The organism is Micrococcus sp. CH7 (assembly GCF_001595485.1).
GTDB lineage: Bacteria > Actinomycetota > Actinomycetes > Actinomycetales > Micrococcaceae > Micrococcus > Micrococcus luteus.
Genome location: NZ_LOSQ01000021.1, coordinates 1 through 21,955 on the forward strand (window position 1 = coordinate 1; position 21,955 = coordinate 21,955).

The 21,955-nt window shown below is 73.5% G+C and carries 21 protein-coding genes; 11 read left to right on the forward strand and 10 right to left on the reverse strand.

Features of this window, described 5'->3' with window-relative positions:
* Positions 1-144: 144 nt before the first annotated feature.
* From AUV08_RS05735 to AUV08_RS05750, 4 genes are all read right to left on the reverse strand, one after another.
* Complete coding sequence (locus AUV08_RS05735; RefSeq protein ID WP_044659994.1) at positions 145-768, reverse strand: CueP family metal-binding protein; 624 nt, start codon at positions 766-768, stop codon at positions 145-147.
* Between the two features lie 182 nt (positions 769-950).
* Positions 951-1,286 carry a metal-sensitive transcriptional regulator gene (locus AUV08_RS05740; RefSeq protein ID WP_270618289.1) on the reverse strand — a complete coding sequence of 112 codons (336 nt, stop codon included), beginning with the start codon at positions 1,284-1,286 and terminating at the stop codon, positions 951-953.
* An 11-nt stretch (positions 1,287-1,297) separates the two neighbouring features.
* Positions 1,298-3,433, reverse strand: coding sequence for a heavy metal translocating P-type ATPase (locus tag AUV08_RS05745; protein WP_061867686.1), 2,136 nt, complete (start codon positions 3,431-3,433; stop codon positions 1,298-1,300).
* Between the two features lie 89 nt (positions 3,434-3,522).
* Positions 3,523-4,110 (reverse strand): YdhK family protein, encoded by a 588-nt coding sequence (locus AUV08_RS05750; protein ID WP_036382830.1) that lies wholly within the window; start codon positions 4,108-4,110, stop codon positions 3,523-3,525.
* 501 nt (positions 4,111-4,611) lie between these two features.
* Between AUV08_RS05750 and dxs the strand changes: the two genes are divergently transcribed.
* From dxs to AUV08_RS05770, 4 genes are read left to right on the forward strand one after another with little or no spacing between them, the layout of a single operon-like run.
* Positions 4,612-6,627, forward strand: a complete 2,016-nt coding sequence (gene dxs / locus AUV08_RS05755; protein ID WP_049147652.1) for a 1-deoxy-D-xylulose-5-phosphate synthase — start codon at positions 4,612-4,614, stop codon at positions 6,625-6,627.
* Complete coding sequence (locus tag AUV08_RS05760) at positions 6,624-7,142, forward strand: hypothetical protein (protein WP_036317662.1); 519 nt, start codon at positions 6,624-6,626, stop codon at positions 7,140-7,142. Before dxs ends, AUV08_RS05760 begins: the two co-directional genes overlap by 4 nt.
* 3 nt (positions 7,143-7,145) lie before the next feature.
* Complete coding sequence (locus tag AUV08_RS05765; protein WP_061873139.1) at positions 7,146-8,120, forward strand: aldo/keto reductase; 975 nt, start codon at positions 7,146-7,148, stop codon at positions 8,118-8,120.
* Entirely contained in the window at positions 8,120-8,449 is a 330-nt protein-coding gene (locus AUV08_RS05770) for a PLD nuclease N-terminal domain-containing protein (RefSeq protein WP_020627854.1), read from the forward strand. The genes AUV08_RS05765 and AUV08_RS05770 overlap by 1 nt, the downstream gene beginning before the upstream one ends.
* Positions 8,450-8,456: 7 nt before the next feature.
* Here the strand turns inward: AUV08_RS05770 and AUV08_RS05775 are convergent, their stop codons facing one another.
* The gene (locus AUV08_RS05775) at positions 8,457-8,969 is read right to left on the reverse strand and encodes a Rieske (2Fe-2S) protein (RefSeq protein WP_020627853.1); all 513 of its coding nucleotides are present in this window, start codon (positions 8,967-8,969) and stop codon (positions 8,457-8,459) included.
* 94 nt (positions 8,970-9,063) lie between these two features.
* On the opposite strand from AUV08_RS05775, the gene AUV08_RS05780 reads away from it, so the two are divergent.
* On the forward strand, positions 9,064-9,720 hold the full coding sequence (locus tag AUV08_RS05780) for a hypothetical protein (protein WP_036382836.1): 657 nt from the start codon (positions 9,064-9,066) through the stop codon (positions 9,718-9,720).
* Positions 9,721-9,761: 41 nt separating this feature from the next.
* Here AUV08_RS05780 and AUV08_RS05785 read toward each other — a convergent pair whose 3' ends face one another.
* The 4 genes from AUV08_RS05785 to msrB all read right to left on the reverse strand — a co-directional run bounded on the left by AUV08_RS05785 (position 9,762) and on the right by msrB (position 14,537).
* Positions 9,762-11,933: a 3-hydroxyacyl-CoA dehydrogenase NAD-binding domain-containing protein gene (locus AUV08_RS05785; protein ID WP_061873140.1), complete on the reverse strand. Its 2,172-nt coding sequence runs from the start codon at positions 11,931-11,933 to the stop codon at positions 9,762-9,764.
* A 76-nt stretch (positions 11,934-12,009) separates the two neighbouring features.
* Entirely contained in the window at positions 12,010-13,260 is a 1,251-nt protein-coding gene (locus AUV08_RS05790; protein WP_061867688.1) for an HRDC domain-containing protein, read from the reverse strand.
* A 71-nt stretch (positions 13,261-13,331) separates the two neighbouring features.
* Complete coding sequence (locus tag AUV08_RS05795; RefSeq protein ID WP_020627849.1) at positions 13,332-13,946, reverse strand: DUF3000 domain-containing protein; 615 nt, start codon at positions 13,944-13,946, stop codon at positions 13,332-13,334.
* Positions 13,947-14,021: 75 nt separating this feature from the next.
* Entirely contained in the window at positions 14,022-14,537 is a 516-nt protein-coding gene (gene msrB / locus AUV08_RS05800; RefSeq protein WP_020627848.1) for a peptide-methionine (R)-S-oxide reductase MsrB, read from the reverse strand.
* Positions 14,538-14,624: 87 nt separating this feature from the next.
* Between msrB and AUV08_RS05805 the strand changes: the two genes are divergently transcribed.
* The gene (locus AUV08_RS05805) at positions 14,625-16,025 is read left to right on the forward strand and encodes a S9 family peptidase (protein WP_020627847.1); all 1,401 of its coding nucleotides are present in this window, start codon (positions 14,625-14,627) and stop codon (positions 16,023-16,025) included.
* Positions 16,026-16,031: 6 nt separating this feature from the next.
* Here the strand turns inward: AUV08_RS05805 and AUV08_RS05810 are convergent, their stop codons facing one another.
* Positions 16,032-18,125 carry a M3 family metallopeptidase gene (locus tag AUV08_RS05810; protein ID WP_061867324.1) on the reverse strand — a complete coding sequence of 698 codons (2,094 nt, stop codon included), beginning with the start codon at positions 18,123-18,125 and terminating at the stop codon, positions 16,032-16,034.
* Positions 18,126-18,224: 99 nt separating this feature from the next.
* Here AUV08_RS05810 and AUV08_RS05815 point away from each other — a divergent pair, with 99 nt between their 5' ends.
* The 5 genes from AUV08_RS05815 (at position 18,225) to yajC (ending at position 21,938) form a co-directional block, all read left to right on the forward strand.
* Positions 18,225-18,986, forward strand: coding sequence for a YebC/PmpR family DNA-binding transcriptional regulator (locus AUV08_RS05815; RefSeq protein WP_049147641.1), 762 nt, complete (start codon positions 18,225-18,227; stop codon positions 18,984-18,986).
* Positions 18,987-19,033: 47 nt separating this feature from the next.
* Positions 19,034-19,669 (forward strand): crossover junction endodeoxyribonuclease RuvC, encoded by a 636-nt coding sequence (ruvC, locus tag AUV08_RS05820; RefSeq protein ID WP_036317938.1) that lies wholly within the window; start codon positions 19,034-19,036, stop codon positions 19,667-19,669.
* A gap of 80 nt (positions 19,670-19,749) precedes the next feature.
* Positions 19,750-20,394, forward strand: a complete 645-nt coding sequence (gene ruvA, locus AUV08_RS05825) for a Holliday junction branch migration protein RuvA (protein ID WP_049147639.1) — start codon at positions 19,750-19,752, stop codon at positions 20,392-20,394.
* On the forward strand, positions 20,391-21,413 hold the full coding sequence (ruvB, locus tag AUV08_RS05830) for a Holliday junction branch migration DNA helicase RuvB (RefSeq protein WP_061867323.1): 1,023 nt from the start codon (positions 20,391-20,393) through the stop codon (positions 21,411-21,413). The genes ruvA and ruvB overlap by 4 nt, the downstream gene beginning before the upstream one ends.
* 60 nt (positions 21,414-21,473) lie before the next feature.
* The gene (gene yajC, locus AUV08_RS05835) at positions 21,474-21,938 is read left to right on the forward strand and encodes a preprotein translocase subunit YajC (protein WP_061867322.1); all 465 of its coding nucleotides are present in this window, start codon (positions 21,474-21,476) and stop codon (positions 21,936-21,938) included.
* Positions 21,939-21,955 lie beyond the last annotated feature (17 nt).

Consider the following 21,955-nt stretch of genomic DNA (forward strand, 5'->3'; position numbering starts at 1 on the left):
TAACCCCAGCCGAGTACGCTCGGCAGTGCACCCATCAAATGGAAACCGACGACTCACAGAACGTCCGGACCGAATGAAGGGGGCGGCTCAGGACGTCTCGACGCCTGATCTGTCGGCGCTGAAGAGGAGCATGAGACCTGGGCCTTAAACCAGCTGAAGACCGGTCAAGCAGGTGGGGTCGTCGGGGCGGGTCGAGATGGCCTTTTTCGCGGTGCGGCCTTCAGCTGAGACAGTGAGAGTAGCGTCAATTCCACGCGGCAGCCAGACCCCGACGAATCCGTTGTCGTACGTCGTCAGCGTTTCATCGAGGAGGGTCTCCCCGGACGTCGCCTCGACCACGGTGACGTGGACGTCAGTATTGGCGAGTTCGCCGGTGCAGGTCGTGAGGCTGTGGAAGTAGCATTCGTGAGTCTGGCTGCGATACGGGGCGATAGAGACGTAGAATTCGTCTTCTGGCATCGGCAGGGTGGTCTGATTGTTCTGGTCGTCGGTCAGTACAAGCTGGTCCGGTTCAATCGACGCGATGAATTCAGACGAGCGATCTGTCACCTTCGTTGAGTCGAGGCGCTTGATGATCTCGCGAGCATTCAATCCGTCTAGATTGTGCTCGACCACCAGTGAGTGATCGGATCCTGCATCAGCGGACGGTCCCGCATCAGCACAGCCGCTGAGCAGGAGGACGGCGCTGGTCGCCAGACCGGTCAAGGCCGCGCAGATCCTCAGGCGGCTCCTGGAGGACTGGATCGGAGCAACAATGGCAAGTGGCATGCCCAACTCTTTTCTCAGGTGAACGTGTTCATGTCGTCAGGTTAGACAGAAGGCATCCCGAGTTCGCCGGTGCCAAGGGCGCGACGACGTGCAAAGCACGCCTGCCCGGAGACATCAAGAGCCTTGTCCTGATCTGGGGCCCACCGGTCCGAGGCACCCTGTGTTGACGAAATCGGATGGTGTCAGGAGCGCACGAGGCGATTGATGGCGTCGGTGGCCTCCTGGATCTTGGCGATGGCCGCGTCTTCATCGCCTTTCTTGGCGGCGTCGAGCACGCAGTGCTTGAGGTGGTCATCGAGCAGACCGGTCGCCACTCCCTGCAGGGCGCGGGTGAGGGCCGAGACCTGGGTGAGGATGTCGATGCAGTACTTTTCGTCGTCGATCATCTTCGTGATGCCGCGGGCTTGGCCTTCGATGCGCTTCATGCGGTTGCGGTAACGGTCCTTGTCACTGATGTAGCCGTGCCGATGGGCTCCGGTGTCGGCACCGGTCTCATCGGCTGCAGTTTCAGTGGTCACGAGTGCGTCCTTCACTTCTGGTGCTCCAGGACGGAGCGGGTGCTGGCATCTGGGGCGAGGTCGATGCGACGCAGCAGCTGGGCGTTGAGCGCGACGACGACGGTGGAGATCGACATCAGGATCGCGCCTACTGACATCGGCATGACGAAGCCGACGGGTGCGAGCACGCCAGCCGCGAGCGGCACAGAGAGCAAGTTGTACCCTGCGGCCCACCACAGGTTTTGCCTCATTTTACGGTATGCGGCACGGGAGAGCTGGATGACCGAGAGGACGCTACGCGGGTCGGAGCTGGCGAGGATGACACCTGCAGAGGCGATGGCGACGTCGGTGCCGGCCCCGATGGCGATGCCGACGTCGGCCTGGGCCAGGGCAGGGGCGTCGTTGACGCCGTCGCCGACCATGGCGACCTTCTTGCCCTCCTTCTGCAGCTGGTCGACCTTGGCGGATTTGTTCTCGGGGCGGACGCCGGCGAAGACCCGGTCGATGCCGAGCTCTCTTCCCACCTCGTTCGCCACGGCTTCCGCGTCGCCGGTGATCATGACGACCTCGACGCCGAGCTGATGGAGCGCATCGACGGCGTCGCGGGACTCTGGGCGAACCTCGTCGGCGAGCTTGAGACCGCCGATGACCTTGCCGTCGCGGAGGACGTGCAGGATGATCGCACCCTCTGCCCGCCATTCGTCGGCGACACCGATCTCGTCCTGGCCGGTCTCCTCGAGCAGACGGGGTCCGCCGACGCGGATCTCATGGTCGGCCACCGTCGCGGTGACGCCGACCGCCGGGGAGGAGGTGAACCCGCTGGCCGGTTCGACGGCGAGGCCCTTCTCCTTGGCGGCGGTGACGATGGACCGGGCGAGGGGGTGCTCACTGTCGGCCTCGGCGGAGGCGGCCAGGGCGAGGACCTGTTCGGCATTCAGGCCGCCGGTCGGCTCCACGCCGGTGACGGTGGGCTCGCCCTTGGTCAGGGTGCCGGTCTTGTCGAAGAGCACCGCGTCGACCTGGCGCATGGACTCCAGGGCGAGGCGGTCCTTGATCAGGACGCCGCCGCGGGCGGCGCGCTCGGTGGCGATGGACACGACCAGAGGGATCGCCAGACCCAGCGCATGGGGGCAGGCGATGACGAGGACAGTGATGGTGCGAACGACCGCGTCGTCGGGGAGCCCGAAGAGCGTCCAGACGACGGCGGTGATCAGCGCAGCTCCGAGGGCGAACCAGAACAGCAGGGCCGCAGCCCGGTCGGCGATGCGCTGGGCACGGGAGGATGATCCCTGCGCCTCGGCGACGAGCCTGTTGATGCCCGCCAGAGCCGTGTCGTCGCCGGTGGCGGTGATCTCTACGCGCAGGCCGGAGTCGGTGGCCACGGTGCCGGCGGTGACGTTCTCGCCCTCGCCGCGGGCGACGGGGTGTGATTCGCCGGTGATCATGGACTCGTCCATGTCGGCGCGGCCGTCGACGATGGTGCCATCGGCGGGGACGCTGCCGCCAGGCCGGACGATGACGACGTCGCCGACGCGCAGCTCTGCCGGGTCGACCTTGACGACGTCGTCTCCCTCTATACGCTCAGCCTCGTCAGGGAGCAGCGCGGCGAGGGAGTCCAACGCCGAGGTGGTCTGGGCCAGTGAGCGCATCTCGATCCAGTGGCCCAGCAGCATGATGACGATCAGCAGCGCCAACTCCCACCAGAACTCGAGCTCGGGGTGGACGAGACCGACAGTGGCGGCCCAGGAGGCGAGGAACGCTACGGTGATGCCGAGCGCGATGAGCAGCATCATCCCCGGCTGGCGGCTTTTCAGCTCGCTGACAGCACCGGTGAGGAACGGGGTGCCGCCCCAGGCGTACATGACGGAGCCGAGGACTGCGGCGACCCAGCCCGCCCAGCTGGGGACCGAGTAGCCCAGGAGCATGGCGAACATGGGGGAGAACGCGACCACCGGGATGGCGATGATCAGGTTGATCCAGAACAGCCGCCGGAACTGGCCGACGTGGTCGCCGTGGCCCGCGTGACCACCGCCGTGATGACCGTGCCCGGCGTGGTCACCGTGTTCCATGGTGTGGTCTTCGTTCTCGGCGCGCGAGTCGTCACGGTGGCTGGACTCGGTGGTCGCGACGCCGGCGTGGTCATGGTGATGCGTGGTCGGGTCCGTCATGCTCTTCGCTTCCCCTCGTCATTCCCCGATCTTTCCTTCGATCGGGTCGTATTTCGCCGCGGACCTTCAGCGCGCCCGCGGCGATCGGCTCAGGAGGCCGGCTTGAGCTCGCTCTCGACGACCCACTTGTGGTTGGTCATCGTCATGCCGTCGGACTCGTAATCGACCATGTAGACGGTCTCCTCGGTGGAGGAGGCGATGGTCGCCTTCGCGCCCTTCATGCCTTCCATGTGTTCGGCCTCGAGAGTGACCTCGGTGCCGTCGGCCAGACGTTCATCTCCGGCGTCCTTGATCTCCTGCTGGACGACCCACTTGTGATCCTTGACCGGCTCCCCGCCTGCGGACGGCGTGAAGTCCACCGCATAGGTGTACGTGTCGTACGCGCCGGCGATCGTCGCGTTCGCACCGTCCATGCCCTCCATGTGGTCGGCGGTGAGCGTGACCTCGGTGCCGACCGGGTATGTGGGCGACGCAGCCGTCTCGATGCCCTCGGGGGCGGGGCCGCCGTCCATCGGATGCTCCATCCCGCCGCTGTCAGAGCTGCTGCCGTGGCCCTCGTGCTGGCTGGTCGTCGAGGGGGTCCCTTGGTCCTGGCCGCCGCCGGTGCTGCAGCCGGTGAACACGAGCGCTCCTCCGAGCACTCCTGCGGCGACGGTGGTCATGAGGTGCTTGCGCATGAAGTCTCCTGTTCGTTCTGGTCCAGTCAACGCTATACCCCTCCCGGGTATCAAGTCGATGTCGATCGGCGGGCGTGGAATCGCCCGGCCAAGATCCAATCGACCCGGGGTGGCAGCGCTGAGGCTGCGATGGAGAACATCGGCTCGGCGGCTCTGGTCGCAGATGGAATCGAGGCCCGAACGGACGGGCTCACCTCGCTCGCCGTCGTGACGGGATCAGCTGCGTCGTCTCGTGAACATCACCGTGGTGAGAAGACGATCCCAGTACCGCCGATCACCCAAGAGAAATTGGTCTTGTACGGTTGCATCGTCGGGCGTCCCATCGAGACAGGGATCCTGAGAGCCGACGGAAGCTGTGCAACTATCGCCAGGCAGAGCGAAGCATGTCTCAGTACGTGCTCCGTCAGATCGCCGCGAAGGCCTGATCCACGGGGCCCGCCCGCGCGGGCCGCCGCCCGCGTCCCGCCCGGGTGCGGAGCCGCGGAGTAGGCTGGTCGCACCATGGAACATCTGCCCCCCACGAGCCCCGGCGCCCCGCTGCTGCCGCAGATCGCCCGCCCGGCGGACCTGTCGGCCCTCACGGAGGACCAGTTGACCGCGCTGGCGGCGGAGATCCGCGCCTACCTGATCGCCCACGTCTCCAAGACGGGCGGCCACCTCGGACCGAACCTGGGCGTCGTCGAGCTGACGCTGGCCGTGCACCGCGTCTTCGAGTCGCCGAAGGACGCGGTCATCTTCGACACGGGTCACCAGTCGTACGTGCACAAGCTGCTCACCGGACGCCAGGACTTCACGACGCTCCGCCAGGAGGGGGGTCTGTCCGGCTACGGCGACCGCACCGAGTCCGAGCACGACGTGGTGGAGTCCTCGCACGCCTCCAGCTCGCTCTCCTGGGCGGACGGCATCGCGCGGGCCTGGGCGCAGACCGGGCAGGGGGACCGCACCGTGGTGGCCGTGATCGGCGACGGTGCTCTCACGGGGGGCATGGCCTGGGAGGCCGTCAACAACATCGCCGCCGGCCGGGACCGTCGCGTGGTGATCGTCGTCAACGACAACGGCCGCTCGTACGCGCCCACCGTGGGCGGTGTCGCCGAGCACCTGGGCGGACTGCGCCGCGGGGTGCTGGACAAGGTGCGCACCCACCACCGCTATGAGCAGACCCTCGACTACCTCAAGCGCCGCCTCCAGGAGGCCGGGCTCGCGGGGGAGCTGGTGTACCGGCCGCTGCACGCGGCGAAGAAGGGCCTCAAGGACCTCTGGGCGCCGCAGGGCCTGTTCGAGGACCTGGGCATGAAGTACATCGGCCCGGTGGACGGTCACGACCTCACCGCCATGGAGGAGGCCCTGGAGGACGCGCGGGCGTACGGCGGGCCCGTGATCGTCCACGCGATGACCGAGAAGGGGCACGGCTATCCGCCGGCGGTCGCGCACGAGGCGGACCAGTTCCACGCGATCGGCGTGATCGACCCCTCCACGGGCGAGCCCATCACCTCGTCGACGGCCCAGTCCTGGACCTCCGTGTTCGGCGAGGAGATGGTCGCGATCGCGAATGAGCGGCCGGACGTCGTGGCCATCACCGCCGCCATGCAGAACCCCGTGGGCCTGGCCCCGATGGCGCTGGCCCATCCGGACCGGGTGTTCGACGTCGGCATCGCCGAGCAGCACGCGGTCACCTCGGCCGCCGGCATGGCCTTCGGCGGTCTGCACCCCGTGGTGGCCGTCTACGCGACCTTCCTCAACCGCGCCTACGACCAGGTGCTCATGGACGTGGGCCTGCACCGTGCGGGCGTGACGTTCGTGCTGGACCGCGCGGGCGTCACCGGGCCGGACGGCCCGAGCCACCACGGCATGTGGGATCTGGCCCTGCTGCAGTCGGTGCCGGGGCTGCGGATCGCCGCGCCCCGCGACGCGGACACGCTCCGGGAGGAGCTGCGCGAGGCCGTCGCCGTCGAGGACGCGCCCACCGTGGTGCGGTTCGCGAAGGGCTCGGTCGGCGAGCCGGTGCGCGCCCTGGAGCGGCTGTCGGACGGCACGGACGTGCTCGCCCGGCGGGGCGAGGCCGGCGGGCGCGACGGCGCCGAGCGGGACGTGCTGATCGTGGCGGTGGGCGCGATGGCCGAGCTCGGCCTCGACGTCGCCGAACGGCTCGAGCGGCACGGCATCAGCGCCACGGTGATCGACCCGCGGTGGGTCCTGCCCGTGGCCCGGTCCGTGATCGACACGGCCGCCCGCCACCGGATCGTCGTGTGCCTCGAGGACGGGGTGCGGGCCGGCGGCGTCGGCTCGCGGATCCGGCAGGAGATGCGCGCGGCCGGCGTGGACACCGCCCTGAACGAGGTCGGCCTGCCGGTCGAGTTCCTCGCCCACGGCAGCCGCGAGCAGGTGCTGGCCCGCGTGGGCCTCACCGCGCAGCGCATCACCCAGGACACCGTCGCCCAGGTCCTCGGCGCCAAGGTCCCGTACGCCCGGCCCGTCCCCGAGGACGCGGCCGCCCCCCACCACCAGGAGCAGGCATGAGCATCGTCCGGCTGTACCGTGAGACCGTCGGCGACGACGGCACCCGGCTCTTCGAGTACCGCGAGGCATGGGCCGACGCGGAGGCCGGGGAGTTCGTGGTCCACCACGGCCGGGTCGGCCAGCCCGGCACCGTCGGGGAGCAGCCCCTGGCCGACCAGGTCGAGGGTGATCAGCTGCTGGCCGCGTTCGTGGCGCAGGGCGCGGAGGAGGGCTTCGCCGAGGCGGACCCCGCGACCTTCGCCGTGCTGCCGGTGGCCTACCGGCTCCGCGGCCGGGAGGCCACGGTGATCGAGCGGCGCACCGTGGAACGGCTGCGCGTCGAGGTGACCCACCAGCTGGCCTGGCGCGGTCTTGGCGAGGTCGAGGACGTCGTCGAGGAGGCCGGTGCCCTCGTGCTGCGCGTCCGGACCCCCCACGCCCGCAAGGCCGCCGCCGAGATCCCGGCGGCCGCCAAGCGCGCCGACGGCGTGCAGCCGAACAAGGTGGACGTCCGCACCGCAGAGCAGGAGGGCTGACCCGTGCGCCACACCCGTCTCGGCCGCTCCGGGCTGACCGTCTCCGTCGTCGGCCGGGGCTGCAACAACCTCGGCCGCCCCGGCACCGCCACGCTGGAGCAGGCCGGCACCGACGCCGTCGTCCACGCCGCGCTCGACGCCGGCATCACCTTCTTCGACGTCGCCGACGTCTACGGCGCCGAGCCCGGCCTGTCCGAGGAGCGGCTCGGCCGCGCCCTGGGCGCCCGCCGCGACGAGGTGGTGATCGGCACCAAGTTCGGCATGGACATGGGCGGTGTCGCCGGCGACGACGGCGGCGCGCGGGGCTCCCGCCGGTACATCGTGCGCGCCGTCGAGGACTCCCTGCGCCGCCTCGGCACCGACTGGATCGACCTCTACCAGTTCCACACCCCGGACCCGGCCACGCCCATCGAGGAGACCCTCCGCGCGCTCGACGACCTCGTGCGCGCCGGCAAGGTCCGCTACGTGGGCCACTCGAACCGGGCCGGGTGGCAGATCGCCCAGGCCGAGTACGTGGCCCGCGAGCTGGGCGTGGAGCGCTTCGTGTCCGCGCAGAACCACTACAACCTGCTGGACCGCCGGGCCGAGCTCGAGGTGGTCCCGGCGGCGGCCGAGTTCGGGCTCGGCGTCCTGCCGTACTTCCCGCTGGCCAACGGGCTGCTCACGGGCAAGTACTCGCAGGGCGACGCCCCCGAGGGCTCGCGCCTGTCCCACGTGCGCCAGCACATGGTGGCCGACGCCGACCTGGAGCAGCTGGCCGCGTTCGGCCGGTTCGCCCGGGAGCGGGGGATCACCGAGGTCCAGGCCGCGATCGGGTGGCTGGCGGCGCAGGGGCCGGTGTCCTCCGTGATCGCCGGCGCCACCCGTGCCGCGCAGGTCGTGGAGAACGCGGCGGCGGCCGACTGGCTCGCCACCGCGGAGGACCTGGCCGAGCTGGACGCCCTGTTCCCGGGCCCGGAGAAGGTCGCGCTCTTCTGATGGCCGGCGCGCTGACCGGCGCGGCCGCCGCGACCCCGCTCGTGCCGACGCCGGGGGAGGCCGCCCTGGGCTGGACCGTGTCCGTCGTGGCCGGTGCGCTGTGGGTGGCCGGCTTCGTCTCGCTGGGCCGCAGCCCCCTGGACGCCCGGGCGCGCCTGCCGTGGGTCGGCCTCATGCTGCTGCTGCCGGTGCTGGGGGCGCTCATCTGGTTCTGGTGGCGGCACCGCTACTACCCGGCGCGGCGGCGCGAGCAGCCGGCGTGGGACCCCAACGACCGCTCCGCCGTCGTGGTGCCCCCGCGCCGGCGCTACGGCGCGCCGGAGGAATGAGCCGGGCTCAGAGCTTGACGACGATGCGGTCGTCGACGACGGCCGCGTCGTAGTCCATGAGGGCCTTGCGGGCCGGGCCGCCGAACGGCTTCCCCGAGGTGACGTCGAAGTGCGAGCCGTGGCAGGGGCAGGCGTAGGCCGGGCCCTCCTGCCGGTCCACGACCTGGAGCAGGCAGCCCTGATGCGTGCACACGTTGGTGAAGGCGGTCACCGTGGTCTCGTCCACGCGATGCATCATCAGCGTCCGACCCTGCACCTGCACCTCCCGGGAGGCGCCCACGGGCAGCTCGGCGGCGGGCAGCGCGTCGACGGCGTCGGAGCCGGTGTAGTGGTCCTGCGCGGTGTCCTTCTCACGCAGCCGGTCCGTGCAGCCGGCCAGCGCGAGTGTGCCGGCACCCGCGGCGGCGACGGCGGCGCCGCGGCCCAGGACGGTGCGGCGGGAGGTGTCCGGGCGGGCGTGGTCGTCGCAGCAGCCGGACCGGGAGGAGTTCGGGGTGAGGGGGGAGTCCTGCGTGGTCATCGACCCATTATCGCCCGTGGCGAGGGCGGATGCGACCGGGCCCGACGGGTGCGAGGATCGGGGGGACGGACCCCCGAGCCCCAGGAGCACCGCCGTGACCCACCCCGCCCCGCGCCCCACCGGCGCCGCCCGTTTCGACCTCACTCCCTTCGAGCGGTGGGAGGCCGTGACCCTCGACGACGTGCACGTCGGCTTCCTGCACCGGGTGCTGGAGGACGGCGTGCTGACCACCCGCATGGGCTTCGCCCCCACGCCCGCCCAGCGCGCCGCCCGCGGTGGACTGCCCGAGCGCTACCTCGCCCAGACGCAGGTCGGCTTCACGCCCGACGGGGACGGCTGGGCATGGACGACCCACGAGGACTCCGCCGGAGCCCAGCGGGTGCGCATCGACCGTGAGCGGGCCGGCATCGACGCCGCGGTGCTGCCCTCGTACGCGGAGTACCTCCTCCTCGCGCGGGTGGCCGCCGAGGGCCCGCTCGCCGTGGACCGGCTCGAGGAGGCCTCGCCCCTGCAGGGCGGGCTGCGCGTGCCCCGCGCCGAGCTGCGCCCGGCGGACGCGGGCGGGTCGGACGTGCGGGTGGCCGTCGTCGCGGACGGCGTGGAGCTGGGGGCGCACCTCGTGCGCGAGGGCGCCGTGGTCGCCTCCGACTGGGGCGGGGGCACCGCCTCGACCCCCGTGGCCGACCAGGCCGCGGCGACCGCCGGGCTCGACGCGCACGTGGTGACGTTCGCCGGGCTGCCGATCGCCTGAGCCGTGGGCCGGGCCGTCGCGGACGGCCCGGCCGGGGCCGGTCAGGCCTGCGCGGCCGGGTGGAAGCGCCGCCCGTTCACCCGCTCGGCGGCCCCGCAGTCGTCCAGGTACGGCGTGATGCCGCCCAGGTGCAGGGGCCAGTTGGCGCCGAGGATCATGCACAGGTCCACGTCCTCGGGGGCCGCGACGACGTGCTCGTCCAGGAGCAGGCCGATCTCCTCGGCCAGCGCGTCCTCGACCCGGCGCAGCAGCTCCTCGGAGGTCTGCGGGGTCGAGCCCTGCTCCAGCAGGGCCGCGGTCGCCTCCGGGATCTGCTCGCCGGTCGCGCCGGCGGCCTCCTCGTCGCGCCGGTCGGGGCGGACGTCCTTGGCCCAGATCGCGGTCTTGCCGGCGTCGATCAGGCGCTGCAGGTTCGCCGAGACCGGGAAGCGCTCCGCGCCGAAGGACGCGGAGAGGGACTCGGACACGTGCTGGGCCACGGGGATGCCGACCATGGCCAGGAGGGTGAACGGCGTCATCGGCAGGGCCAGCGGGTCCAGCGCGTGGTCGGCCTCGTGCGCGTCGGTGCCCTCGTCGAAGGAGTTCTGCACCTCGCCCATCATGCGCAGCAGGACGCGGTTGACCACGAACGCGGTGGCGTCGTGGACGAGCACGCCGGTCTTGCGGAGCCGGCGGGTCAGTTCGAACGCGGTGGCCACGACCTCGTCCGTCGTCGCCTCGGTCCGCACGATCTCCACGAGCGGCATGACCGCCACCGGGTTGAAGAAGTGGAAGCCCACGAGGCGCTCGGGATGCTCGAGGACCTCGGCCATGGCGGCCACGGACAGGCTCGAGGTGTTGGTCATCAGGATGGCGTCCTCACGCACGATGCCCTCGAGCTCGCGGAAGACGGTGCGCTTGACCTCGAGCTCCTCGAAGACGGCCTCGATGACGATGTCGGCGTCCGCGTACACCGCCTTGTCCGTGTCCGCGGTGATCAACCCGGCCAGGGCCTCGCCGTCCTCGGCGGAGAGCCGTCCACGGGAGACCATCTTCTCGACCTGCGCGCGCACGCCCGCCAGGCCGCGCTCGACACGCTCGGCGTCGATGTCCGTCATCACGACGGGCACCCGCAGGTGCCGGGCGAAGACGAGGGCGAGCTGGCCGGCCATCAGGCCCGCACCGACGATGCCGACCTTGCGGACCTCGCGGGCGAGCTCGCGGCCCGGGTCGCCGGCGGGGCGCTTGGCGCGGCCCTGGACGAGGCCGAGGAACGCGTACACGGTGCGCCGGAACTCGGGGGAGTGCAGCAGCGTCCCGAGGGCGTCCGCCTCGGCCTGGGCGGACTCGGCGCGGGTGCGCGTGCGGGCGCCGGTGAACAGGTCCTCCAGGTGACGGCGCGCCGGCAGGTGGCGTCCGGGGCGAGCGGCCTGCAGCCGCTCCAGCGCCGCCAGGGCGCGGTCCCAGGCGGCGTCGGACACGTCGCGGTCGCGGTGGGCGGCCAGTTCGGCCGCCACGGACTCGTCCCCGGCGACCAGGGCGGCGGCGAGCTCGAGGCCCGCGTCGAGGAGGTCCCCCTCCACGATCCGGTCCATCAGGCCGAGCCCGTGCGCCGCGCGGGCGTCGAGCATGCGGTTGTCGTCGAGGGGGTTCTTCAGCACGACGTCGACGGCGGCCTCCGGGCCGATCAGATGGGGCACGCGCCACACGCCGGACCAGCCGGGGATCAGGCCGAGCCGGACCTCGGGCAGGCCGAAGCCCTTCGCATCGGCGGCCACCACGCGGTGTCCGGCGGCCAGGGCCAGCTCGAGGCCGCCGCCGAGGGCGAGGCCGTTCACGAGCGCGACCGTGGGGATCTCGAGGGCCGCGAGCCGGTCGTAGACGGCGTGGCCGAGCAGGGCCAGGTCGCGGCCGACGTCGTCGGTGAGGCCCGCGATCAGGGACAGGTCCGCCCCGGCCGCGAAGGTCCCCTCCACACCGGTCACGGCCAGGGCCTGGATCTCGCCCGCGGCGGCCCGGGCGGCCTGCTCGTCGAGCACCCGGCCGAGGCCGAGGAGCGTGGCCGGGCCCAGGGTCGCGGGCCGGCGGGGTCCCTGCCCGTTGTCCAGCGTGAGCAGCGCGAGCGTGCCCGCACCCTCGGGCAGGGCGTGGTCGGTCACGGTGACGGTGGTGACGACCTCATCCGGGGCCAGGGCGGGCAGGTGGTCGAAGGAAGCAAGAGAAACGGATGTCATGCGGGTCACACTACCGGCGAGTAGCCTCCGCGTCGACGCGACGCGACGGACCGATCCGGCCGGCCGCGTCGGGGGCTCAGGCGTCGGCGGGATCGGGGTCCAGCAGCGCGACCGTGACGATCGCGCCGACGTTCTCCACCTGCCACGGGCGCGCGCCCCGCTCCGTCAGGAACGCGTCCACGGTCTCGGGGGTGATCGGGGCGGGCGGGGTCCAGCAGATCCGCCGGAGGGTGTCCGGGGTGAGGAGGTTCTCGGTGGGCATCCCCAGCTGCTCGGCCCGACGGGCGACGCGGGCCTTGGCCGTGCGCAGGCGGCGGTCCGCCACCGGGTCCCGGTCCTTCCAGGCCCGGGGTGGGGGCGGGCCGTCCCCGGTGCGGACCTGCGCCGCGGGGGCGTCGCCCCGCTCGGCGTCCTCGACGCCGGCCCGGATCGCGGCGATCCACCGCGGAGCCTCGCGGCTCGCGGCGCGGCCGTGGAAGCCGGAGGTCTGGCGCAGGGCGGGGACGGTGCGCGGCTGGGCGGCCGCGGCGGCGACGATCGACCGGTCCGGGATGAGCCGGCCGGGGGCGACGTCGCGGTGGCGGGCGAGGTCCTCGCGGGCCTCCCACAGGCGCTTGAGGACCGCGCGCTGCACGGGGCGGCGCAGTGTCTGGGAGCCCGAGGTGCCGCGCCAGGGGTCCTTCTTCGGCGTGGGCGGCGGGGCCGTGCGCACGTGCTCGAACTCCTGCTCGGCCCACGCGAGCTTGCCGTCGGCCTCGAGGCGCGCGATCAGGGCCTCGCGCAGCGGGACGAGCAGCTCGACGTCGAGCGCCGCGTAGGTGAGCATCGCCTCGGGCAGCGGACGCACCGACCAGTCGGCGGCCGAATGCTCCTTGGCGAGGGTGACCCCCAGCAGCTCCTCCAGGACCGCGGCCAGGCCGACGCGCGGCAGGCCGACCACCCGGGCCGCGAGCTCGGTGTCGAACAGCCGATCGGGGCGCAGCCCCTGCTCGGCCAGGCAGGGCAGGTCCTGGCTGGCCGCGTGCAGGATCCACTCGACGCCCGCGAGGGCCTCCTGCAGCGGGGCCAGCCCGTCGAGGGCTTCGGGATCGACGAGCCAGATGCCGGCGCCCTCGCGCTTGAGCTGGACGAGCATGGCCCGCTGGCCGTACCGGATCCCGGAGGCGCGCTCCGCGTCGACGGCGACGGGCCCGGTCCCCGCGGCGAGCGCCGCGGCGCAGGCCTCCAGGCCCGCGCGGGTGTCGGTGAGCCGGGGGACTCCACCGGCCGGTGTGGCGATCAGCCGCGGGGGCGCGTCCGGGGCGGCCGTCTCGGGGGCGTCGGTCATGCTGCTCCTGTTCGTGGAGGTCGGGGCGGGGACGGGCCGGGGCCCGGTGTGTCGGAGGCGCGGGCGCGCGGTCAGGGGCCGGCCGTGTGGACGTCCGCGGCGTGCTCGGGCGGCAGACCGGCGAACGCGCAGATCATGTCCGACCACGCCTCGAGATGCGAGCCGAGGTCCCGCGGGGCCGGGGTCCACGAGGCGCGCAGCTCGATGTCGGTGGTGTCCGGGGCCGCACTGAGCGTCCCGAAGCCCTCCGCGATGCTGCGCGTCGCGGTGCCGCCGGCGTGGGAGTGCTCGGCGTGGCGGCGCTCGAGCGCCTCCACGAGCCACGTCCACGCGACGGCGCCGGCCAGCTGGTCCAGTGCGACGTCCGGTTCCAGGCTCGCACGGATCCATGTCACCGCCCGGAAGCCTCCCGGCCACCGGGCGTCCGGGGCCGGGTCGTGCAGGAGGACGAACCGCCCCGTGGCCAGCACGCCGCCGGTCGCGCCCGGCCCGTCGCACACGTCGGCGGCGAGGGCGACGGCGAAGGGCGCCTGCCCCTCGGGTGCCGGGATCTCCCGCAGCCGCACCTCGGTCCGTGGCCGCGCATCGCGCAGGTCCGCCAGGGCACGCCGGAACACCCCCGGCGGCACGGGCGCCTCGACCGCCCCGGGGGCGGCGGAGAGGCGACGGGGCCCGATCACGCTCATGCCCGTCAGCCTAGGCTGCGGGGCCCAGCGGGCCGCGGGGGCGCGCCGTGGACGCCACGGCGCTCCCGCACCGGATCAGCGCGCCCCGTCCGGGGCCGCCGCGTCGTCGGCGGGGGCCAGGCGCAGCGAGATCGAGTTGATGCAGTAGCGCAGGTCCGTGGGGGTGTCATAGCCCTCGCCCGCGAAGACGTGACCCATGTGGGAGCCGCACGCCGCGCACCGCACCTCGATCCGCTCCATGCCCAGGGTGGTGTCCTTCAGGTACTCCACCCGGTCCTCCGCGAGCGGTGCGAAGAACGAGGGCCAGCCGCAGTGCGCGTCGAACTTCTCGTCCGAGCGGAACAGCTCGGATCCGCACGCCCGGCACGCGTACACGCCCTTCACGTGCGAGTCCCAGTACTCGCCCGTGAAGGGCCGTTCCGTGCCGGCCCGGCGCAGCACCTGGAACTCCTCGGGCGTGAGCCGTCGGGCCCACTCCTCGTCCGTCAGGCGGGCGCCGCCCGGGGCGGCCAGGGTCTGCTCGGGAGCGGGGACGTCCCGCGCGGGGTCGGGGGTGGGGCCGTCATGGGGGGTGTGGGGAGTCTCGGTCATGCCCGGTGCAACGGTCCGGAGCGCCGTCGTGTTCCCGACCGGCGTCGCATTGGCGGGCGCGCCCGCCCGTGGAGGACAATGGCGCGCATGGCCGCACGACCCCGCCGTCCCCGTCCCCACCCCGCCGACCTGCCGCCCGCCCTGGCCGCCGCCGTCACCGTGGCAGCCCGGCGGGCCGGGGGTCGCGACTCCCGCGTCCGCCGAGCGGGCCGCCTGGTCCGCCGCGGAGTCACCGGATCGGTGCGCGGCGGCGTGGCCGTGGCCTCCCCGGTGGCCCGCTGGGCCCCGCCCGTGCTCAGCGTCGCCGCGGCCTCCGCCTTCGTGCTGGCCGGGGCGAGCTCGGCGCTCGCAGGCGTGTTCGCCCGCACCGTGGTGACCCCCGTGCGCCGCCACGCCGAGTCCACGCCGATCCTCGCCGTCGTCGACACGCCCGCCGGGCAGGACGTGATCCTGCAGGCCGACGAGTACACCACCGTGCCCGGCCAGTACTCCCTCACGTTCGACGACGGCGCCGGATGCGCCCGCATCGGGGAGATCACCTCCTTCGACCCCCGGGACGGCACGGTGCAGCGCGCGGTCGAGGAGGTCTTCTCCGGTGATCTGACGACGGCGACCCGGGGCCGGTTCACCGGCTTCGTCTACCCGACCCCCGCCGACGCCGGGCTCGACGCCGAGGACGTGCAGGTGCCGGTGCCCGGCGGCCACGCCCGCGCATGGCGCATCGAGCCGGACCCCAGCGAGGACGGCGAACCCCGTCCCGCGGAGGGGCTGTGGGCGGTGATGGTCCACGGCCGCGGCGCGCGCCGCAACGAGGGCATCCGCGCCGTGCCGACCGCCCGCCGCCTGGGCATGACGTCGCTGCTGATCTCCTACCGCAACGACGGCGACGCCCCGGACGCCGCCGACGCCCGCTACGGGCTCGGCACCACCGAATGGGAGGACGTCGAGGCGGCCATCCGCTACGCCCTCGACCACGGCGCCCGGGACGTCGTCCTCTTCGGCTGGTCCATGGGCGGGGCCGTGGTGCTGCAGACCGTGGACCGCTCCCCGCTGGCCCCGCACGTGCGCGGCGTGGTCCTGACGGGCCCCGTCATCGACTGGGTGGACGTGCTGCGCCACCAGGCCCGGCTCAACCGGATCCCCGAAGCCGTGGGCCTGCTCGGCCAGTGGCTGCTGGCCAACCGGGCCGGCCGGTTCATCACGGGCCTGGCCGCCCCCGTGGACCTCAAGGCCCTGGACTGGGTGACCCGCGCCGACCACGTGCGTGTGCCCACGCTGATCCTGCACTCCGAGGACGACGAGTACGTGCCCGTCGGCCCCTCGCAGGACCTGGCCGAGCGCAACCCGGACCTCGTGCGGTTCGTCCGCTTCCACCAGGCCCGCCACACCCGCGAGCAGAACGTGGACCCGCGCAAGTGGGACACCACCGTGCGCGGCTGGCTGCGCGCCGTGCTCAGCGCCCCCCGCCCCGGCGGCCGGGGGCGCTGACCGCGCTCAGGCCGCGGCGTCCGCCAGCCCCCGACGGCGCAGCAGCGGCTCGAGCTCGGCGTCCCGGCCACGGAACGCGCGGTAGGACTCCAGCAGGTCACGCGTATCGCCCCGCGAGAGCAGCTCGTCCGCGAACCGGCGGCCGTTCTCCCGCGTCATCCCGCCGTGCTCGCGGAACCACTCCACGGCGTCCGCGTCCAGCACCTCGGCCCACACGTAGGAGTAGTACCCGGCCGCGTAGCCGCCGCCGAAGATGTGCTTGAAGTAGCCGGTGCCGTAGCGCGGAGGCACCAGGTCCGGGTCGATGCCCGCCTCGGTCAGCACCCGGCGCTCGAACGCGGCCGGGTCGGCCGTGGCGGCGTCCACCGTCTCCTCCGTCAGCGAGTGCCAGGCCCAGTCCACGAGCGCCGCGCCCAAATACTCGACCGTGCGGTGCCCCTCGCCCCACAGGTCCGCCGCCTCGAGCCGCTCCAGCGTCCCCGCCGGCAGCGGCTCGCCCGACTCCACGTGCCGCGCGTACGCGGCCAGCAGGGACGGCTCGCGCAGCCACACCTCGTTGACCTGCGACGGGAACTCGACGACGTCGCGCGGCACGTTCGTCCCGGTGAGCGAGGCGTACTCGCCCCGGGCCAGCAGCCCGTGCAGGGCGTGGCCGAACTCGTGGAACAGCGTCGTGGCCTCATCCAGCGTCAGCAGGGCCGGACGCCCCGCCGCCGGGGCCGGCACATTCATCGTGGTGAACACCACCGGGCGCTCGCCCAGGGCGTCCGCCATGTCCCGCACCGTGTGCATCCAGGCACCGCCCGACTTGGTCGGCCGCGCGAACAGGTCCGCGACGAACAGACCCACCCCGGCACCGTCCTCACCCGTCACCTCGAACACCCGGATCCCGGGGCGGTACAGCTGCCGCGCCAGCTCCGGGCGCTCGGCGAACGTGAGCCCGTACAGCGCCGTCGCCGCCGCGAACACGCCCTCGGTCAGCACCCGGTCCAGCTCGAAGTACGGGCGCAGGGCGTCCGCGTCCACCGCGAACTCCTCCCGCGCGTACGCCGCGGACAGCGCCGGCCAGTCCCATGGGGCCACCTCGGCGTCCGTCCGGCCCGCGTGCGCCGCCGCCGTCGCCGCGTCCGCCCGCGCGTTGGCCATCGCCCGCGGCGCCATCGCGGCCAGCAGCTCCTCCACGGCCGCCGTCGACGGCGCCGCCCGGTCCTTCAGCGCCTGCTCGGCCCAGCTCTGCGCCCCCAGCAGCCGCGCCTTGCGCAGCCGCAGCCGCACCATCGCCATCGCCGTCGTCAGCGTCTCGTGCTCCCCGGCCCCGCCCCGGCCCGTCGACGCCTCGAACACCTCGCGCCGCATCCCCTCGTCCTGCAGGGACGCCAGCCACGGCTGCGACGTGAACAGGGACAGCGTCAGCAGCCACGGGCCCGCCGCCGCGTCCCCGTCCCCGTGCCCCGCCTCGGCGGCCGCCCCCGCCGCCGCGGCCAGGTCGTCCTCGCTCAGACCGGCCAGGCGCTCGCGGTCCGTGACGAGCACGGCGCGGGCCGCGGTGTCCGCGACGAGGCGGCGCGTGTAGGCGGCCGAGAGGGACGCCAGCTCCGTGTTGATCCCGCGCAGCTCCTCGCGCGCGGCGTCGTCCAGGTCCGCCCCCGCCAGGGAGAGGCGCAGGCGCAGCGCCTCCAGCAGGCGGGCGTCCTCGCCCGTGAGGCCGCCGTCGTCGATCGCCGCGACGCGCGCCACCAGCCGCGGGTCCAGCAGGATCGCGTCCTCGTGGGCCGCGAGCTCGGGGGAGAGCTCCTCGGCCAGGGCCTGCCGCGCGTCCGTGCCGTCCGAGCCGACGAGCGTGAAGAACATGGCGGCGGAGCGGCGCAGCAGCTGGCCGGACAGCTCGAGCGCGCGGACGGTGTTCTCGAAGGTCGGCGCCGTGGCCGCCCCGAGGATCTGGTCGACCTCGGCGCGCTGGGCCGCCATCCCCGCGCGCACGGCCTCGGCCAGCTGCGCGTCGGAGACGGCGGAGAAGTCGGGCAGCCCGTAGGGCAGGTCGGAGGGGGTCGCCAGCGGGTGGTCGGCGGGCAGGACGGAGGGCGCGGAGGTGTGGGTCATGGGCGCGAGTGTAGTCAGCCGTGATCCGCGCCACCCCACCGGGCGTCGCTAGACTGGGCGGTCGAGCCAGCAGACGAGATCCAGACCTGAGGAGGCGTGATGGCAGGACATTCCAAATGGGCGACCACCAAGCACAAGAAGGCCGTCATCGACGCGCGGCGCGCCAAGGCGTTCGCGAAGTACATCAAGAACATCGAGGTCGCGGCACGTGCCGGCGGACCCGACGTCGCCGGCAACCCCGCCCTCGACCTGGCCGTGTCCAAGGCCAAGAAGGCCTCGGTGCCCAACGACAACATCGACCGCGCCGTCAAGCGCGGCGCCGGCCTGACCGGCGAGGTCATCGACTACGCCGAGATCATGTACGAGGTCCGCGGCCCCCAGGGCTCGGCGCTGCTGGTCGAGTGCCTGACCGACAACAAGAACCGCGCCGCCGCGGACGTGCGCGCGGCCGTCACCCGCAACGGCGGCACCATGGCGGACTCCGGCTCCGTCTCCTTCCTCTTCGAGCGCAAGGGCCTCGTGCGCCTGCCCACCGAGGGCAACACCGAGGACGGCCTGCTCGAGGCCGTGCTCGAGGGCGGCGCGGACGCCGAGGAGGTCGTCGTCTCCGGCGACTCCTTCGAGATCCTCTCGGACCCCTCCGACCTGCAGTCCGTGGCCAAGGCCCTCGACGAGGCGGGCGTGGAGTACGAGTCCGACGAGCTCGAGTTCGTCCCCACCATGAAGGTGGACCTGGACGCGTCGGGCGCCCGCACCTTCCTCAAGCTGGCCGATGCGCTCGAGGACCTCGACGACGTCCAGAACGTCTTCTCGAACGTGGACATCGCCCCCGAGGTCCTCGCCGAGCTCGACGAGGACTGATCGCGCTGAGCGCGCGCCGGCCCGCCGACGTCGTCCGGATCCTCGGGGTGGACCCGGGGCTCACCCGCTGCGGGATCGCCGTGGTGGACGTGGACGCGCGACGGCGGGCCGCGCTCGTCCACGTCGAGGTCACGGGCACCCCGCCCACCGCCCCCCTGGACCAGCGCCTCCTGCGCATCGACGAGGCCGTCTCCGCGGTCCTCGCCGCGCACCGGCCCGATCGCGCCGCCGTCGAGCGCATGTTCGCGAACACGAACACGCCGACCGTGCTGGGCACGGCCCAGGCCGCGGGCGTGGCGATCGCCGCGGCCGCGCGCGCCGGCGTCCCCGTGGGCCTGCACACCCCCTCCGAGGTCAAGGCCGCCGTCACCGGACACGGCGATGCGGGCAAGGAGCAGGTCACCACGATGGTCACCCGGATCCTCCGCCTCGACGCCCCGCCGCGCCCGGCCGACGCGGCCGACGCCCTCGCCTTGGCCATCGCCCACGGCTGGCGCGGCACCGCCCTCGGCGCGGCCGCCGGCCAGACCGGCCTCGACACCGCAGACCTCGCCTCCCGGGCGGGGCGCTCGCAGTTCGCCGCCAAGGCGCCCGCGCGCGCCCGCCCGCGGGGCCAGCTCACCGCCGCGCAGCGGGCCTGGCTCGACGCCGAGCGCTCGGCGGGCGGCGGGCGTCGCCGGTAGGCCGCTGCCGGGCCGGCGTTCGATGATATGTTCGAATCCGCGCCGACCGGCGTCCGTCCGTCCCGACAGGAGGGCCCCTCATGATCGCCTCGCTCAGCGGCACCGTCGAGCACGTGGCCCTCGACCGGGCGGTCATTGCCGTCGGCGGCCTGGGTGTGCAGTTCTCCGCCACCCCGCAGACGCTGTCCACCCTGCACGAGGGCCGGCCGGGGGCGGTGCAGACCCACCTCGTGGTCAAGGAGGACGCCCTGACCCTCTACGGCTTCGCGGACCGCGACGAGCGCGAGGTGTTCGAGGTGCTCATCACGGCCAACGGCGTGGGTCCCCGCCTCGCCCTGGCGATCCTCTCCGTCCACCACCCCGAGACCGTGCGCCGGGCGGTCACCGAGGAGGACGAGAAGACCCTCACCCGCGTGCCCGGCATCGGGCCGAAGATGGCGCGCAAGATCATCGTCGAGCTCTCCGGCCGCCTCGCGCCCACCGGGGAGCCGGTGCCCGAGGCGGAGGCCGAGGCGAGCGCCGAGCCGACCGTCGAGGCGCTCTGGCACGCCGACGTCGTGCAGGCGATGGCCGGCCTGGGCTGGTCCGAGAAGGAGGCGCTCAAGGCCGTCGAGGCCACCGTGGCGGCCCGCCCGGAGCTGGACGAGGGCCGCGACGTCGCCGCGCTGCTGCGCGCCACCCTGCGCGACGTCGGCATGGCCGGCGCGGTGCGAGGCGGGCGATGAGCGCGGAGTCCTCGCCGCTGTCCGCGGCGGCCGTCGACCCGGAGGAGCGCCGGCTCGAGGCCGCGCTGCGCCCCAAGCACCTGGACGAGTTCGTGGGCCAGATGCGGGTGCGCGAGCAGCTGGACCTCATGCTCGCCTCCGCCCGGCTGCGGGACCGCGCCGCGGACCACGTCCTGCTGTCCGGTCCGCCCGGGCTCGGCAAGACCACGCTGGCGATGATCGTGGCCGCGGAGATGAACGCCCCCCTGCGGCTGTCCTCCGGCCCCGCGATCCAGCATGCGGGCGACCTCGCGGCCATCCTGTCCTCGCTCACCGAGGGCGAGGTGCTCTTCCTCGACGAGATCCACCGGATGTCCCGCCCGGCCGAGGAGATGCTCTACATGGCCATGGAGGACTTCCGGGTGGACATCGTGGTGGGCAAGGGCGCCGGCGCCACCTCGATCCCGCTCGAGCTGCCGCCCTTCACGCTCGTCGGCGCCACCACGCGGGCCGGTCTGCTGCCGGGGCCGCTGCGCGACCGCTTCGGCTTCACGGGCCACCTGGACTTCTACACCGAGGAGGAGCTCGAGCGCGTCCTGCGCCGCTCCGCCCTGCTGCTGGACATGCGGCTGGCCACGGAGGGGTACCGGCAGATCGCCCGGCGCTCGCGCGGCACCCCGCGCATCGCCAACCGGCTGCTGCGCCGGGTGCGGGACTGGGCGCTCGTGAAGGGGTTGGCCGAGGTCGGCCCGCACGACGCCGCCGCCGCCCTGGACATGTACGACGTCGACGGGCGGGGCCTGGACCGGCTCGACCGGTCCGTGCTCACCGCCCTGTGCACCACGTTCGGCGGCGGGCCTGTGGGGCTCAGCACGCTGGCCACCGCCGTGGGGGAGGAGGCCGAGACCGTGGAGACCGTGGCCGAGCCCTTCCTCATCCGCGAGGGCATGGTGGCGCGCACCCCCCGTGGCCGCATCGCGCTGCCGGGGGCCTGGGAGCACCTGGGCCTCGCCGCTCCAGAGGCCACGCCGGGGCCGTGACGCCCAGGGCGGGCCCCTACACTGGACAGGCCCGCCCACCCCGAGCATCAGGAGTGCCCCATGCCCGTCGCCACCGCAGCGACCCTGCCCGTGATCGCCCAGCAGGCCCAGGGAGGCGGTGGCAGCTTGCTCATGCTCGTCGCCTTCGCCCTGCTCGCGGTGATGCTCTTCCTCTCCTTCCGCAAGGGCAAGAAGGTGCAGCAGCAGCAGGCGCAGATGCGCAGCACCCTCGCCCCGGGCGTCGAGGTCATGACCGGCGCCGGCATCTTCGGCACCGTCGTGGCCGTGGACACCGAGGCCCAGCGGGTGACGCTGGAGACCGCGCCGGGGACCCGCATGGACGTGCACCTGCAGGGCATCACGACCGTCGTGGAGCCCGAGACGGCCGCGGCGTCCGAGGCCCCGGCCGGTGTCGACCCCGCCGCCGCGCCCACCACGGACCCGTCGCGTCGGGATGACGCCCCCGGCACCGAGTACCGCGCCGACGACGCCGACCCGCGTCCGCGCCGCGACGACCTGGCCTGAGGCCCACCCACCCCTGC